This window comes from Kitasatospora sp. NPDC057940, assembly GCF_042887425.1.
Classification (GTDB): domain Bacteria; phylum Actinomycetota; class Actinomycetes; order Streptomycetales; family Streptomycetaceae; genus Kitasatospora.
The window spans coordinates 156,563-170,203 of the sequence record NZ_JBHVPH010000012.1; the positions used below are offsets into that span (position 1 = coordinate 156,563).

General features: G+C 73.9%; 13 protein-coding genes. 5 read left to right on the forward strand and 8 right to left on the reverse strand.

Annotated features, from left to right (window positions below):
* Positions 1 to 111: 111 nt before the first annotated feature.
* The 3 genes from ACFVTF_RS20170 to ACFVTF_RS20180 all read right to left on the reverse strand — a co-directional run bounded on the left by ACFVTF_RS20170 (position 112) and on the right by ACFVTF_RS20180 (position 2,695).
* Entirely contained in the window at positions 112 to 846 is a 735-nt protein-coding gene (locus ACFVTF_RS20170; RefSeq protein ID WP_371517429.1) for a DsbA family protein, read from the reverse strand.
* A gap of 118 nt (positions 847 to 964) precedes the next feature.
* Positions 965 to 1,789, reverse strand: coding sequence for a class I SAM-dependent methyltransferase (locus ACFVTF_RS20175; RefSeq protein ID WP_387815138.1), 825 nt, complete (start codon positions 1,787 to 1,789; stop codon positions 965 to 967).
* A 171-nt stretch (positions 1,790 to 1,960) separates the two neighbouring features.
* On the reverse strand, positions 1,961 to 2,695 hold the full coding sequence (locus ACFVTF_RS20180) for a chitinase (protein WP_387815140.1): 735 nt from the start codon (positions 2,693 to 2,695) through the stop codon (positions 1,961 to 1,963).
* A gap of 285 nt (positions 2,696 to 2,980) precedes the next feature.
* On the opposite strand from ACFVTF_RS20180, the gene ACFVTF_RS20185 reads away from it, so the two are divergent.
* Positions 2,981 to 4,915 carry a hypothetical protein gene (locus ACFVTF_RS20185; protein WP_387815142.1) on the forward strand — a complete coding sequence of 645 codons (1,935 nt, stop codon included), beginning with the start codon at positions 2,981 to 2,983 and terminating at the stop codon, positions 4,913 to 4,915.
* Between the two features lie 68 nt (positions 4,916 to 4,983).
* Here the strand turns inward: ACFVTF_RS20185 and ACFVTF_RS20190 are convergent, their stop codons facing one another.
* Together ACFVTF_RS20190 and ACFVTF_RS20195 are read right to left on the reverse strand one after the other, a co-directional pair.
* Positions 4,984 to 5,253, reverse strand: coding sequence for a DUF6011 domain-containing protein (locus ACFVTF_RS20190; protein WP_387815144.1), 270 nt, complete (start codon positions 5,251 to 5,253; stop codon positions 4,984 to 4,986).
* 125 nt (positions 5,254 to 5,378) lie between these two features.
* Positions 5,379 to 6,956 (reverse strand): MFS transporter, encoded by a 1,578-nt coding sequence (locus tag ACFVTF_RS20195; RefSeq protein WP_387815227.1) that lies wholly within the window; start codon positions 6,954 to 6,956, stop codon positions 5,379 to 5,381.
* A gap of 262 nt (positions 6,957 to 7,218) precedes the next feature.
* Between ACFVTF_RS20195 and ACFVTF_RS20200 the strand changes: the two genes are divergently transcribed.
* Entirely contained in the window at positions 7,219 to 8,214 is a 996-nt protein-coding gene (locus tag ACFVTF_RS20200) for an Lrp/AsnC family transcriptional regulator (RefSeq protein WP_387815146.1), read from the forward strand.
* An 82-nt stretch (positions 8,215 to 8,296) separates the two neighbouring features.
* Complete coding sequence (locus ACFVTF_RS20205; protein ID WP_371517422.1) at positions 8,297 to 9,064, forward strand: TetR/AcrR family transcriptional regulator; 768 nt, start codon at positions 8,297 to 8,299, stop codon at positions 9,062 to 9,064.
* On the opposite strand, the gene ACFVTF_RS20210 is transcribed toward ACFVTF_RS20205, so the two are convergent.
* A complete protein-coding gene (locus ACFVTF_RS20210) occupies positions 9,051 to 9,464 on the reverse strand; it encodes a winged helix-turn-helix transcriptional regulator (RefSeq protein WP_387815148.1) in 414 nt (137 codons plus the stop codon). The two genes, ACFVTF_RS20205 and ACFVTF_RS20210, sit on opposite strands and share 14 nt — an antisense overlap.
* Positions 9,465 to 9,597: 133 nt before the next feature.
* Here ACFVTF_RS20210 and ACFVTF_RS20215 point away from each other — a divergent pair, with 133 nt between their 5' ends.
* Positions 9,598 to 10,446, forward strand: a complete 849-nt coding sequence (locus ACFVTF_RS20215; protein ID WP_387815150.1) for an SDR family oxidoreductase — start codon at positions 9,598 to 9,600, stop codon at positions 10,444 to 10,446.
* A gap of 153 nt (positions 10,447 to 10,599) precedes the next feature.
* The gene (rarD, locus tag ACFVTF_RS20220) at positions 10,600 to 11,568 is read left to right on the forward strand and encodes an EamA family transporter RarD (protein WP_387815152.1); all 969 of its coding nucleotides are present in this window, start codon (positions 10,600 to 10,602) and stop codon (positions 11,566 to 11,568) included.
* Between the two features lie 64 nt (positions 11,569 to 11,632).
* On the opposite strand, the gene ACFVTF_RS20225 is transcribed toward rarD, so the two are convergent.
* A complete protein-coding gene (locus ACFVTF_RS20225; RefSeq protein WP_387815154.1) occupies positions 11,633 to 12,553 on the reverse strand; it encodes an ABC transporter permease in 921 nt (306 codons plus the stop codon).
* Positions 12,540 to 13,574, reverse strand: a complete 1,035-nt coding sequence (locus tag ACFVTF_RS20230; RefSeq protein ID WP_387815156.1) for an ABC transporter ATP-binding protein — start codon at positions 13,572 to 13,574, stop codon at positions 12,540 to 12,542. The genes ACFVTF_RS20225 and ACFVTF_RS20230 overlap by 14 nt, the downstream gene beginning before the upstream one ends.
* Positions 13,575 to 13,641 lie beyond the last annotated feature (67 nt).

Genomic DNA, 13,641 nt, shown 5'->3' on the forward strand with positions numbered 1-13,641 from the left:
CGCCACCCCCTTCCGGGTTTTGTCTGGGGGGCTCGTTTTTTTTTAAACGACACCGGCCGGGGGGGGCGCTGGACGGCGCCCCCGCCCAATCCCTCCCCCGCGCCCCTCACCTCACCGCTGCGGCAGCTCGCACCCGTCCGGCCCGCAGACCTCGCCGCTGCCGTCACCGCTCGTGCCGCCACCGGCGCCGCCGACCAGCAGCGGCACCACCACCCGGCTCTCCCAAGCCTGCTCCAGCGCCGCCGTGAACGTCTCGGCCGGCTGGGCGCCCGAGACCCCGAGCCGCCGGTCGAACACGAAGAACGGCACCCCGGTGGCGCCCATCGCGCCCGCCGTCGCCTCGTCCTCGCGCACCGCCTCCGCGTAGGCGTCCGGATCGGCCAGCACCGCCGCCGCGGCCTCCCCGTCCAGGCCCGCCTCGACGGCCAGTTCCACCAGCCGTCCTTCCGCGAACGCGGATCGCGCGTCGGCGAAGTTGGCCCGGTACAGCGCGTCCAGCAGCTCCCCCTGCCGCCCGTGGTCCTTGGCGAAGTGCAGCAGGCGGTGCATGTCGAAGGAGTTCGCCGCGTCGCGGCCCTCGCGGAGGTACGCCAGCCCCTCCCCGTGCGCGTTGTCCGCGATCCGGGCCTCCGCCGCCTCGGCCTGCTCCAGGCTGAGCCCGTACTTGGCGGCGATCAGCGGGACGACCGGTCGTGCCTCGGCCGGCGAGTGGGGGTCGAGCTCGAAGGAGCGGTGGACGACCTCCACGTCCCCACGGTGGGGGAACCGCTCCAGGGCCTGCTCGAACCGGGCCTTGCCGATGTAGCACCACGGGCAGTTGATGTCGGTCCAGATCTCCACGCGCACGGCGTCGCTCCCGTCTCCAGCCGTGCGGGGCCTTCCCGCACCCGGCTCCGTGGCCAACGCCGACGACCACCTGAATATTTCTCGTGATGAAATATTCAGGTGCCCGACGGGACCGGCCTCACCGCAGCCGCGCCGTCGCGAGGTGGATCCTGAACCCGTACGGGAGGTGCCCGTCCGCCGAGCCCGATGCCGCCCGGGCCTCCGCGAGGAACGCCTCGCGCAGGGCGGCGCGGGCCTCCTCGTCGAGCGGGCCCATGTCGTAGACGCCGGACACGGCCTCCCACACCCGTTCCGCCGGGCCGCCGAGGTCGATGAGGACCGTCTCCCACCCCACCGTCCCGAACCCGGCCGGCCCGAGCAGCCCGGCGAGGCCCTCGCGGCTCCGCGCCCGCCGATCGCCCAGCGCCGGGATACGACGGTCCGCGGGGAGCTCGGCGAGGGCGGCGGACAGCCGCTCGCCGAACCGCTCATGGACCTCGCCGCCGACCATTCCGCCGCCGAGTACGCAGGCGAGCAGTCCTCCAGGGGCGAGCACCCGGGCGATCTCGGCGGTGACCAGTTCCAGGTCGCCCATCAGCATCAGCGCGAGGTGGGAGACGCAGGCGTCGAACGCGCCGTCCGTGAAGGGGAGTTCCTGCGCCCGTCCGACGGCCAGCCGGGCGCCCGCGAGGGCCGGTCGGCGGCGGGCCAGCGCGAGCGCCTCGGGGGACAGGTCGATCCCGGCCAGCTCGCGACCGCCGGTCCCGGCGAGCAGTTCGAGCAACAGCCCGTCGCCGCAGCCGAGGTCGAGCACCCGGCGGCTCCCGTCGGCGCGGTCGCGGAGGACCTGGTAGCTGGTCCTGCCGTCCGAAGCCCTGGCGCGGCCGAGCACGTCCGAGGTCAGCGCCGGATGCTCGGCGTGGAAGGCCTTCAGGAACGCTTCCTGCGATGCGGTCGTCGTCATGTCCCCGAACGTAGGTACTCGGCGCCCCGCCCGCAGGCCGTTCGGCGGATCGGTGACGGTGGCCGGGGCGGGTGCCATCGCCACTCGCTCGTACGGCAACGGCCGCATCCGCGAAGCGCCCCCGTGAGCAGGAAGTCGGCCCGGCCGACTTCCTGCTCAACTCCCACCGCTTCAGCAGGAGATGTTGCCGCCGCCGACGTCGGTGCCGAGGACGCCGACGAACTTCTTGTAGAGGTTGATGCGGTCGTTGCGCTCGTCCGGGTTCTTGCCGTTGCACTCCAGGGCGCCGTTGATGCTGCGGATGGTCTCGCCGAAGCCCTTGCCGTTGACGATGGCGTCGTGCGCGGTCATCGTCCCGGCGCCCTTCTGGGAGTTCCAGAACCAGAGGCCGGTCTTCCAGGAGACGGCCGGGTTCTTCTCGACCTGGTACGGGTCGTGCAGCAGGTCGATGTGCAGGGCGTCGCCCGCCGCCTTGTAGTTGAAGTTCCAGCTGATCTGGAGCGGGCCGCGCCCGTAGTAGGCGCTCTGGCCGGCGGGACAGCCGTAGGGCTGCGAGGTGTCGCAGTAGTGCGGGTAGTTGGCGGTGTTCTGCTCGACGACGTACTTCAGGCCGCCGGTCTCGTGGCTGACGTTGGCGAGGAACGCCGCGGCCTCGCGCTTGCGGGTGGCGTCGTTGCCGGTGGTGGTGAACCCGGGGTAGGCGCTGAGGGCGTCGGTCAGGCCGCGGTAGGTGTAGAAGGAGTTCCGGCTCGGGAACATCTGGTTGAACTGGGCCTCGCTGACCACGAACGAGGCGGCGGCTGCCGGTGTGGCGTGCCCGGTGAGGGCGGTGGTGCCCAGGGCGACGGTGCTCAGGACGGCGGCCGAGGCGGCCATGGACAGGGTGCGGGAGAGCTTCATCGTCACTTCTCGCTTGTCGTCGAGGTGAGGGCGCTTCGGTGGCGCTTCGGGGTGCTCCGGGGATGCTTCGGGAGCGAAGAGCCGGGAACATCGTGGTGCGCCGATTCCGGGAAAAGGCGTAGACCAGCACCCAAACCACTCGTTCGAGGTGTATCCGGCCCAGAAGGTGGGCGTGATTCAGGCCAATTCCAGCTCGTCCGACACACCGACAGATTGATCATCCGGTCATCAGATGCGCGGGATAGCCTCGTCCGCGCACAGGGCAGACACCGCGAGCGGGGGGACGACCACATGGGGCACGCCGACGACGAGGGCGACGAGCGGCTGGCGGCGGAGGGCGAGGTGGCGGTGGCCCGGCTGGCGATCGACTCCGGAGACCTCCCGCACGCCGCCGACCACCTGGCCGACGCGATCCTCGCCGACCCCCAGCTCCCCGAACTGCACGAGGCGCTGGCCGAGTTGTGCGCCGCCGCCGGAGGACCGGCCGCCGCCCGCGACCTGTTCCCGCTGGACGGCCAGGTCTACCTGGGCACCGTCGCCTGCCGGGCCCACGTCGAGGCCGCCGCCGGGGACTGGGACACCGCCGTCGGCCTGCTCGCCTCCGCGATCCAGTACGAGCCCGCGAGACCCTGGGCGCACGCCGCCTGGCTCGCCCGCGAGGACCTTCCCGCCCTCGTCGACCCGGACGCCGTCGCCCAGGCGGTGGCCCGGGCCACCGGCGGACTGCCCGATCCGCTGCCCGCCGAACTCGCCGAAGCCGTCCAGCCGTTCGAGGACTTCGTCCAGTCCGTGGTGGCCCGCCACGGCGACCACGCACTGCTGCTCGCGATGGCCTCCGGCCTCACCCGCCGCCTCGGCGCCACCGACCGCGCCGTCGAACTCGCCGAACTGGCCCACCTGCTGTCCCCCGGCTACCTGCCGTCCGTGATGCTCGGCAACGCCCTGCGCGCGCACGGCCGGCCGGAACGGGCGCTCGCCGTCTGGGAGGCCGAACTGGCCCGGGTCGAACCGGAGCGGGACAACTCCAGCAGCTACCTCGCCGTCGACGTCGCCGAGTTGTACGGCGCCCTCGGCCGCCCCGCCGACGGCCTGCCCTGGCTGGACCGCGTGCTCGCCACCGAACCCGACCACCCCAAGGCGGCCCCCGCCCGGTACGGCCTGCGGCACGCCGCCGACGGCGACACCGCCCACCTGCTCGCCCTGGCCGACCACCACCGTGCCCACCCGGACCACGAGTACGCCCAGGACCTGCTGGAACGGCTCAGCCACCGGGAACCCTGGCTCGGCATGGTCTCCGGCGCCACCGAGGCGACCGTCAACGTGCTGCACCAGGTGCTCGCCGCCCCCGGCACCACCCGCGACAGCGAGATCGAGTGCAGCGCCTCCGCCATGGAACCGCCCAGCTCCCTGCTGGCCGTCCGCCTCGCCCTGCCGCGCTCCACCGTCGCCTACCAGTCCGTCGCCGAGCCCGACCCCCGGCTCCCGCTGGCCGAACCGGCCACCCGGATCTGGGCCTGGGACGGCACCGACCCGCGCCCGGCCGTCGCCCCGCCCGCACCGGACAGCGCCGAACTCGTCCGGGCCACCGCCGAGATCGTCTGGGCGACCGTCCCCGCCGCCTACGACCACGCCGTCCGGCTGGCCGGGCTGCCGCTCGACGACCTGCTCGGCGCGCTCGTCCACCCGCCGATGCCCCGGGAGGACGAGCTCGGCCGGGCCCTGCTCGCCCACCAGCCCGAACTGTGGGTGCGGGCCGTCCAGGTCTTCGCCTGCCTCGGCATCGCCCACCACCGCACCGACCAGCCGTGGGAGGACTCCGAGCGCCGCCGCGTGCTGGTCGACCTGCTGCTCGGGCCCGAGGACTGGGTGGTCGAGGCGGCCGGCTTCGCCCTCGTCGCGATCGGCTGGACGCACCCCGAGACCCGCGCCGACATCGCCGACCGGCTCCGGCAGCGGCTGCACTACAGCGCCCGGGCCCGCCGCACCCGTGTGGTGACCGTCCTGCGCTCGCTCGCCGCGCTGTCGCTCACCGCGCCCTGGCTGCCCCGGGCCGACCTCGACCTGGCCCGGCGGATGATCGAGCGGGCCGAGGCGCAGGAGGCCAGGGAGGCCCGGGAGGCGAGGGAAGCCCGGGAGGTCGGGGAAGTCCAGCAGGCCGAGGTGGCGCCCCAGGAGCAGCCGGAACCCCGCCCCGGCCTCCTGCGCCGCCTCTTCCGGCGCGCCTGACGGGCGCTACAACACCTGACGGGCGCTACAACAGGGGGCACCGGGCCACGCCCGTCACCCGACGTGCGTCACCCGATGCCCGGCAGCGGATCCTGGTCGACGTCGAAGCGCGCGACCCGCTCCGCCGGATCGCGGCACTCCGGGCCGAGCCGCAGGATCCGCGACTCCGGGTCGTGCAGCGGGCGGTGGCAGCGGCGGCAGGTGACGCGGGGCCGGATGGCCTCGGGGGTGTCGGTGCCCGGGAGCGGGTCCGGGCCACCGCTCGGGCCGCCGCCACTCGGGCCGCCACCGCTCGGGCCGCCGCCACTCGGGCCGTTGCTGGTCGGGACGCTGGTCATGGAGAGACGGTAGCCCGGCCTCGGGGAGCACCGGTACAGCGGTCGGCGCCGAGATCGATCACGGTCGGCCGGCGCACCGGCCGGGGGCTCCGCCGGGGTTCGCGGAAAGATCGCCGGGCGGGTCCTCAGGCCGGCTGCGCCGCAACCGGGACCGTAATCGGGACCGCAACCGGGACCGCGGCCTGCTCCGCTTCCGGCACCGGCCGTCCCGGACCAGCCGCCCTCGGTGCCGCGCTCGACGGGCTCCTCAGCAGCAGGGCGCAGGCCAGCGCGGCCAGCAGGGCGAGGCCGGCGGAGACCAGCAGGCACAGCCGCATGCCGTCCAGGAAGGAGTTGCTCAGCGCGGTCAGGGCCTGTCCCGTGGCGGGGCCGAGGTCGAGTCCGGCGACGGCGCCCAGGCCGTGTTCGCGGGCGGCGTCCAGGACGCGCGCGCCGGTCCGGTCCGGGACGCCGGCGTTCGCGAGCTGTTCGGGCAGGGCGTTCAGGGCACGGGTGGTGAGCAGCGCCCCGAGGACGGCGGGGCCGAGCGCGGCGCCGACCTGGCGGATCGCGTTGTTGCCGGCCGCGGCCATCCCGGCCAGGTGGAAGGGAACGGCGGAGACCGCGGAGGCGGTCATCGGGGTGAGCACCGCGCCCATGCCGAGTCCGAGCAGTACCAGCCGCCAGGTCAGCGCCGCGTAGGAGGTGTGGGCGTCGACGCCGGTCATGGCGAACATCGCGGTGGCGATCAGCACCAGCCCGGAGGTGATCAGCACCCTCGCCGGGATCCGGTGCATCAGCCGTCCGACCGGGAGGCCGGCCACCAGCGAGGTGCCGGACACCAGCACCATCCGCAGTGCCGCCTGCATGGTGCTCAGGTGCTGGACCAGGCCGAAGTACAGGCTGAGCACGAAGAAGAAGCCGATCAGGCCGAGGAAGCTGACCACGGCCACCAGCGCGGTGGCGGTGAACGCGGGGCTGCGGAACAGCGCCAGGTCCAGCATCGGGCCGGCACTGCGGAGTTCCACCAGGACGAAGGCTCCGGCGGCGACCGCGCCGAGCGTCAGCGCGGTGATCACAGCGGGTTCGTCGAAGCCTCCCGCGCCGCCCTCGATGACGCCGTAGACCAGTGCGGTGACGGCGACGGCGGCGGTGATCTGGCCGGGCCAGTCGAGCCGGCGGCCGTGCGGGGCGCGCGAGTCGGGCAGCCGGAACGCGGCGACGGCCAGCAGGGCCACGGAGAGCGGTATCGGCAGCAGGAAGATCCAGCGCCAGGTGGTGTGCTCCAGCAGGGCGCCGCCGATCAGCGGGCCGACGGCGAGCGGGGCCGTCAGGCTCATCGCCCAGAAGCCGATGAACCTGCCCCGCTCACGGTGGTCGGGCACGGCATGGCTGATCAGCGTGAGTGTGGTGGGCAGCAGAGCGGCGGCGCCGATGCCGGAGACCGCCTGCCCGACCCACAGTGCCTGCACCGAGTTGGACAGCAGCGAGATCGCGGCGCCCAGCGCACAGAGGACCATGCCGGTCTGGAAGACCTTCTTGCGGCCGTGGACATCGCCCCAGACGCCGGTGGTCAGGATCAGCGCGGCCATCGGCAGCACGAACGCGTCCGACACCCAGGACAGTTCGGAGGTCGACGCGCCCAGCGCGCGCTGGATCGCCGGCAGGCTCACCGACACGGTGGTGACGGGCAGGTAGGCGACGAAGACGCCCAGGCAGGCCATGACGAGCGTGGCGGCCCGTCCGGCCCTGGGGTCCGGCGTCGTTGTGGAGTTCACGGGGTCGTTCCTTCGGCTGCTGCGGGGGAGGCCCCGCGTTCTCGGAGCGCCGCCGGGAGCGTGCGCCCGCTCCCGGGGGCGACGGCCGACGGCAGCCGCCCGTGGAGCCGCCGATCAGCTTCTCCCCGAGGCGCCCGAAACCCGCGGTCGATCCCACGAAGCGTCCCGGAACCTCCAGCTGGGCGGTTGACGATGGGACCATTCCTCCATGGCTGACGATCTGGACCGCAAAATCATCCACGGTTTGCAGTGCGCGCCCCGGGTCTCGTTCCGGCGGCTCGGGGAGGTCATCGGTGTGTCCGAACAGACTGTGGCGCGCCGCTACACCGCCCTGCGGCGGGACGGCCTGCTGCGCGTCGTCGGACTGGGCAACCTGAACGCCGACGGCCAGGCGGAGTGGATCGTCCGGCTGCGCTGCCGACCTGATGCGGTGGCACCGCTGGCCCGGTCACTGGCCCGCCGGTCCGAGGTGGCGTACGTCGGCACCGCCTCCGGCGGCTCGGAGATCATCTGCATCATCCGGTCCCCCGCCGGAACCGACCGTGACGACCTGCTGCTGCGCCAGCTGCCGCGAGCGGGCGCGGTCCTGGACGTGAACGTCGACCTGGTCATGCGTATCTACGGCGGTCCCGGAACCGCGTCCTGGACCGACCCCGACGCCTCGCTCACCCCCGAACAGGTGCGGCGGCTGACCTCCGGACACCCCGCCCCGGCGATGGCCTCGTCGACGCCCCTGGGTGAACAGGACCTGCCGCTGCTGCGCGCGCTCGCCGAGGACGGCCGGGCCACCCATACCCACCTGGCCGAGGTCACCGGCTGGTCCAAGCCCCGGGTCGCCCGTCGCCTGGAGGCACTGGAGGCAGCCGGCTCGCTCACGTACGACGTCGACACCCTGCCCGAGCGCCTCGGCTACCGGCTCAACGCCACCCTGTGGCTGCAGGTCGACCTGCCGCGGCTGCACCAGGTCGGCGAGGAGGTCGGCGGCCACAAGGAGTGCGTGTTCGTCGCCGCGATCAGCGGACGCCACAACCTGATGGCCGTGGTCGCCTGCCGGGACACCCCCGACTTCTACCGTTACCTCACCGACCGCCTGGCCCACGTCGAGGGCGTCCGCGGCTACGAGATCAGCGTCCGGGTGAACCGGCTCAAGCAGTCCGCCTCGCTCATCCACCACGGGCGGCTGATCCACCCGGCGCTCGTATGACGCCGGCACCGGGCTGCCGGACCGCCGAGCGACCGGCCGTCGCTCCGTCGAGCTGCCGGCGGGGCCGTGAAAAGATCCCCTCATGGCCACGGACCGCAGCAGCGCAGGAGATCCGGCGCGCACCCTCGCCCTGCTCTGGGGGCTGACCGCCGAGGAGAAGCCCGGCCGGCGCGGCCCGCGGCAGGCCCGCTCGACCGGCGAGATCGCCGCCGTGGCCATCGCCCTGGCCGACGCCGAGGGCGTGGACGCCGTCACCATGCGCCGGGTGGCGCAGGAGCTGGGGCTGTCCCCGATGGCGCTGTACACCTACGTCCCCGGCAAGGCCGAACTGCTCGACCTGATGCTGGACACCGTCTACGCGACGACGCCGCGCAGCACCCCCGCCGACGACGGCTGGCGGGCCAGGGTCACCGCCGTCGCCGACGACAACCGGGCGCTGCACCGAGCCCACCCGTGGGTCTCGGCGGTCTCCACCAGCCGCCCGCCGCTCGGCCCGGGCCTGATGGCCAAGTACGAGTACGAGCTGCGCGCCTTCGAGGGCACCGGCCTGCCCGACGTCGAACTGGACGCGGCGCTCACCCACCTGCTGGGCTTCGTCCAGACCTGCGCCCGGATGGCCGCCGACGAGCGCGCCGCCCGGCAGGACAGCGCGATGACCGACGCGCAGTGGTGGGACGCCAACGCCGAACTGCTCGCCAAGGTCTTCGACGCCGAGCGCTACCCGGTCGCGGCCCGGGTGGGCGCCGCCGCCGGCGAGGCGCACGGCGGCGCGTACGACCCGGACCACGCGTACGCCTTCGGTCTGGCCCGCGTCCTGGACGGGCTGGCGGCCCTGATCAGCGAACGCTAGGCCGGGCGTCGTACTCCGCGCGGGCGGCCTCGACGGCGGGGACCCGCTGCTCGGACCAGTGCGCGAGGGCGGCGACCAGTTCGGCGGCCTCCCGGCCGAGCGGGGTGAGGCTGTAGTCGACCCGGGGCGGGATCACCGGGTGGGCCTCGCGGTGCACGAAGCCGTCGCGCTCCAGCGTCTGCAGGGTCTGCGCGAGCATCTTCTCGCTGACGCCGGAGACCCGGCGGCGCAGTTCGCTGAAGCGGTAGCCGCGCTCGCGCAGCGCGCCGAGCACGAGGACGCCCCAGCGGCTGGTGACGTGCTCCAGCACGCCCCGGGACGGGCACATGCGGTCGAACACGTCGGCCGGCGGCAGCTCGCGCAGCGGGACGGCCGGGCGGCCTTCCTCCAGGGTCCTCATGACTGTCCTGCCATTACCTTCATGTCAGTACCGTACTTTGAAGTGCGTACTTTCGAAAGGTTAGTGCAGTCCCTAGGGTGAGTTTCGAGGCAGGAACCCCATCGAGGCAGAAACCCACCCGAGGAGCATCCCCATGTACGTCGTCACCGGTGCCACCGGCCAGCTCGGCCGTCTCGTCGTCGAAGGCCTGCTGGCCGCGGTCCCCGCGAGCGAGGTGGCCGTCGCCGTCCGCTCCGCCGAGAAGGCGGCCGACCTGGCCGCGCGCGGGGTCGCCGTCCGCGTGGTCGACTACGACGACCCGGCGACCCTGGCCGGCGCCTTCGCGGCCGGCGACCGGGTGCTGCTGATCTCGGGCAGCGAGGTCGGCCGCCGGATCCCGCAGCACCGCGCGGTGGTCGACGCGGCCCGTGCGGCAGGCGTCGCGCTGTTCGCCTACACGAGCGCGCCGGGCGCGGCGACCTTCCGGCTGGCCGACGAGCACCAGGCGACGGAGGAGCTGATCCGCGCGTCCGGCCTGCCGTCCGTCCTGCTGCGCAACGGCTGGTACACCGAGAACTACCTGGGCGACGCGGCCGGCACGGTGGCGCGCGGCGTGGTGCTCGGCAGCGCCGGGGACGGCCGGGTGGCCACCGCCCCGCGCAAGGACTACGCGGACGCGGCGGTCGCCGTCCTCCTCGGCGAGGGCCACGAGGGCCGGGTGTACGAGCTGAGCGGCGACGCCGCGTGGAGCCTGGCGGAGCTGGCGGCCGAGCTGGCGCTGGTCTCCGGGCAGCCGGTCGCGCACCAGGACGTGGCGCCGGCGGAGCACCTCGCGGCGCTGGTCGGCGCGGGCCTGCCGGAGGGCTTCGCCGAGGTGCTGGTGGACGTGGACGCGGGCATCGCCCGTGGCGAGCTGGCCGGCACCCCGGGCGACCTGGCCCGGCTGATCGGCCGCCCGACCGTCCCGCTGGCCGAGTCGGTGCGCGCCGCGCTCCAGGCCTGAGGCGCTCCAGGCCTGAGGCGCTCCGGGCCGGCGATGAGCCCCGCGTTTCCCGAGGTCAGCGATGTCATGACCAAAATGCGGAAACGGAGATGACAGCCTGCCCCTCCGCCAGCTACCGTCACCTCGACACACGCGCGCGGAGGGCAGGCGGCCATGCCAGAGACAACCCAGCAGGACAGCGGTCGAGGCCTCTGGTACGGCGTCGCGGCCTACGGCATCTGGGGCCTCTTCCCCCTGTTCTGGCCACTGCTGGAGCCCGGCGCCGCCGACGACATCCTGGCCAACCGGATGGTCTGGTCCCTGCTCGCCGTGGTGCTGCTGCTGATCGCCCAGCGGCACTGGAGCTGGATACGCCCGCTGCTGCGCCAGCCCCGACGGCTCGCCATGCTGGCCGGCGCGGCCACGGTGATCTCGATCAACTGGGGCGTCTACATCTGGGGCGTCAACGCCGGGCACGTCGTCGAGACCAGCCTCGGCTACTTCATCAACCCGCTGGTCACCATCGGCTTCGGCGTCCTGGTGCTCAAGGAGCGGCTGCGGACGGCGCAGTGGGCGGCGGTCGGCGTCGGCGCGGCCGCCGTCGCGGTGCTCAGCGTCGCGTACGGGCGGCTGCCGTGGATCGCGCTCACCCTGGCGCTCTCCTTCGCCACGTACGGGCTGCTGAAGAAGAAGGTCGGGCTGAGCGGGCTGGAGAGCCTGGCGGCGGAGAGCGCCTTCATGTTCCCGTTCGCGCTCGGCTACCTGATCTACCTGGAGGTCAGCGGGCGCGGCACCTTCGGCCACACGGTGGCCGGCTCGTACGGCTGGGGGCACTCCGGGCTGCTGATGCTCAGCGGGGTGATCACGGCGATCCCGCTGCTGTTCTTCGGCGCGGCGGCCGTGCGGGTGCCGCTGACCGTGCTCGGGCTGCTGCAGTACCTGGCGCCGGTGTTCCAGTTCCTGATCGGTGTGGCGGTGTTCCACGAGTCGATGCCGCCCGCCCGCTGGGCCGGCTTCGGCCTGGTCTGGCTGGCGCTCGCGGTGCTCACCTGGGACGCGCTGCGCCAGGTGCGGGCCGACCGCGCGGGGCGGGCCGCGGCCGTGCCGCAGCCCGCCCCCGCCGAGGCGGCCGTCAGGCGCTGATCCGCCCCAGCTGATCCGGCCCTTCTGATCCGCCGCTTCTGGTCCGCCCCCGCCGAGGCGGCGGTCAGACGCTGATGTCCCGGCTGGTGAAGCGGGACCAGGCCGCCGCGCCGAACACGGCGACGTAGGCTGCCTGGAGGCCGAGGTCCTTCCACACGTCGTCCCAGTACATCGGCTGGCGCAGGAGGTCCGCGAAGCTGAGCCAGTAATGGGTGAACAGGAACGGCCTGACGGCGTCCAGCTGCGGGAAGGCGTCCAGGATCTGCACGGTGACCACCAGCCCGACGGTCGCGGCCATCGCCGCGATGCCGCTGCCGGTGAGCGTGGAGACGAACAGCCCGATCGCCACCAGCCCGGCCAGCGAGGCCGCCACCACCCCGGCCACGAGCACCGCCCGCAACAGCGCGTCACCGAAGCCGATGGTGTCGCCGGAGATCAGCGTCACCTCGCCGAGCGGGAACAGCGCGGCGCCGGTGGCCAGCGCCGCCGCCGCGACCGCCGCGGTGGCGGCCAGGCAGAACACCAGCCCGGCGGTGAACTTGGCGGCCAGCAGCCGGGTGCGCCCGGCCGGGGCGACCAGCAGGTAGCGCAGCGTCCCGGTGGCCGCCTCGCCGGCGACCGAGTCCCCGGCGACCACGCCGACCGTCATCGGCAGGAACACCGGCAGCGCGACCGCGAGGGCGGTGAAGACCAGGAACAGGCCGTTCTGGGTGGTCTGCGCGATGAAGTTCACCCCGCCGCCGCCCTCGTGCGGGCTGCCCGTGTTGAGCTTGACGACCACGCCGATCAGGATCGGCAGCACCGCCAGGATCCCCAGCAGCACCTTGGTGCGCATCCGGCGGAAGGTCAGGTGCAGTTCGTTGCGGAACAGCGCCAGGAACCCGGCCGCCGTCTGCGGCCTCCGCCCGGCCCGTACCGGCTGCGCACCGACCGGCTGCGCCCCGACAGATACCGCCCCGGCCTGTGACAGCTCAGCCTGCGACATCGAAGCCCTCCCCGGTCAGCGCCACGAAGGCGTCCTCCAACGTGCCCCGCTCCAGCCCGAACCCGTGCACCCGCACCCCGGCCTCGACCAGCGCCGCACACAGCTTCGGCAGCGCCTCCTCGACCGGGGAGCCGAGCGGGCCGAGCGCGCCGAGATCGCCGTCCACCCGCCCGTCGCCGGGCAGCAGGGAGCCGACCCGGTGGGCCGCCAGCACCTCCACGGCGTGCGCCACGTCCGGCGTGCGGACCACCAGCCGGCCCTGCGCGCGGGCGGCCAGTTCGGCGACGGTGCCCTGCACCACCAGCCGGCCCCGGGACATCACCGCCGCGTGCGTGCAGACCTGCTCGATCTCGTCCAGCAGGTGCGAGGAGAGGAACACCGTGGTCCCCTCCGCCGCGACCTCCCGCACCAGCGCCCGGATCTCGCGCATGCCCTGCGGGTCCAGCCCGTTGGTGGGCTCGTCCAGCACCAGCAGCTCGCGCGGCTGGAGCAGCGCCGACGCCAGGCCGAGCCGCTGCTTCATGCCCAGCGAGTACGCGCGGGCCTTCTTGGCCGCCGCGGCGCTCAGCCCGACCCGTTCCAACGCCGTCTCGACGCGCAGGCGCCGGGTGCGCGGGTCGGCGGTCGGGTCGGCGGCGTCGAACCGGACCAGGTTGTCCCGCCCGGAGAGGAAGCCGTACAGCGCCGGGCCCTCGATCAGCGCGCCCACCCGGGGCAGCACGGAGGCGACGGACTGCGGCATCGGCTCGCCGAGGACGGTGGCCACGCCGGAGGTGGGGGCGATCAGGCCCATCAGCATCCGGATGGTGGTGGTCTTGCCGGAGCCGTTCGGGCCGAGGAAGCCGAAGACGGAGCCGCGCGGCACGCTCAGGTCCAGGCCGTCCACGGCGAGCTGGCCGCCCCGGAAGCGCTTGGTCAGGCCGCGGGTCCTGATCACGTCGTCGGGCCGGGCGGAGCCGGAGGAACCGGCGGAGGCGGCGGAACCGGGGGCGGAGGGGGAGGAGGGAGAGGGGGAAGGCACGGGGCCCGGGCGCTGCTCGGCGCCCGGACCCCCGGCCGACTCCGTAACGTCCCCCGTTACGGGAGCC

Bases quoted from the DNA above. Each gene is read 5' to 3' on its own strand.
- ACFVTF_RS20175 (WP_387815138.1), bottom strand. From the start codon at position 1,789: ATGACGACGACCGCATCGCAGGAAGCGTTCCTGAAGGCCTTCCACGCC.
- ACFVTF_RS20185 (WP_387815142.1), top strand. From the start codon at position 2,981: ATGGGGCACGCCGACGACGAGGGCGACGAGCGGCTGGCGGCGGAGGGC.
- ACFVTF_RS20190 (WP_387815144.1), bottom strand. From the start codon at position 5,253: ATGACCAGCGTCCCGACCAGCAACGGCCCGAGTGGCGGCGGCCCGAGC.
- ACFVTF_RS20195 (WP_387815227.1), bottom strand. From the start codon at position 6,956: ATGGCCTGCCTGGGCGTCTTCGTCGCCTACCTGCCCGTCACCACCGTG.
- ACFVTF_RS20200 (WP_387815146.1), top strand. From the start codon at position 7,219: ATGGCTGACGATCTGGACCGCAAAATCATCCACGGTTTGCAGTGCGCG.
- ACFVTF_RS20205 (WP_371517422.1), top strand. From the start codon at position 8,297: ATGGCCACGGACCGCAGCAGCGCAGGAGATCCGGCGCGCACCCTCGCC.
- ACFVTF_RS20210 (WP_387815148.1), bottom strand. From the start codon at position 9,464: ATGAGGACCCTGGAGGAAGGCCGCCCGGCCGTCCCGCTGCGCGAGCTG.
- ACFVTF_RS20215 (WP_387815150.1), top strand. From the start codon at position 9,598: ATGTACGTCGTCACCGGTGCCACCGGCCAGCTCGGCCGTCTCGTCGTC.
- rarD (WP_387815152.1), top strand. From the start codon at position 10,600: ATGCCAGAGACAACCCAGCAGGACAGCGGTCGAGGCCTCTGGTACGGC.
- ACFVTF_RS20225 (WP_387815154.1), bottom strand. From the start codon at position 12,553: ATGTCGCAGGCTGAGCTGTCACAGGCCGGGGCGGTATCTGTCGGGGCG.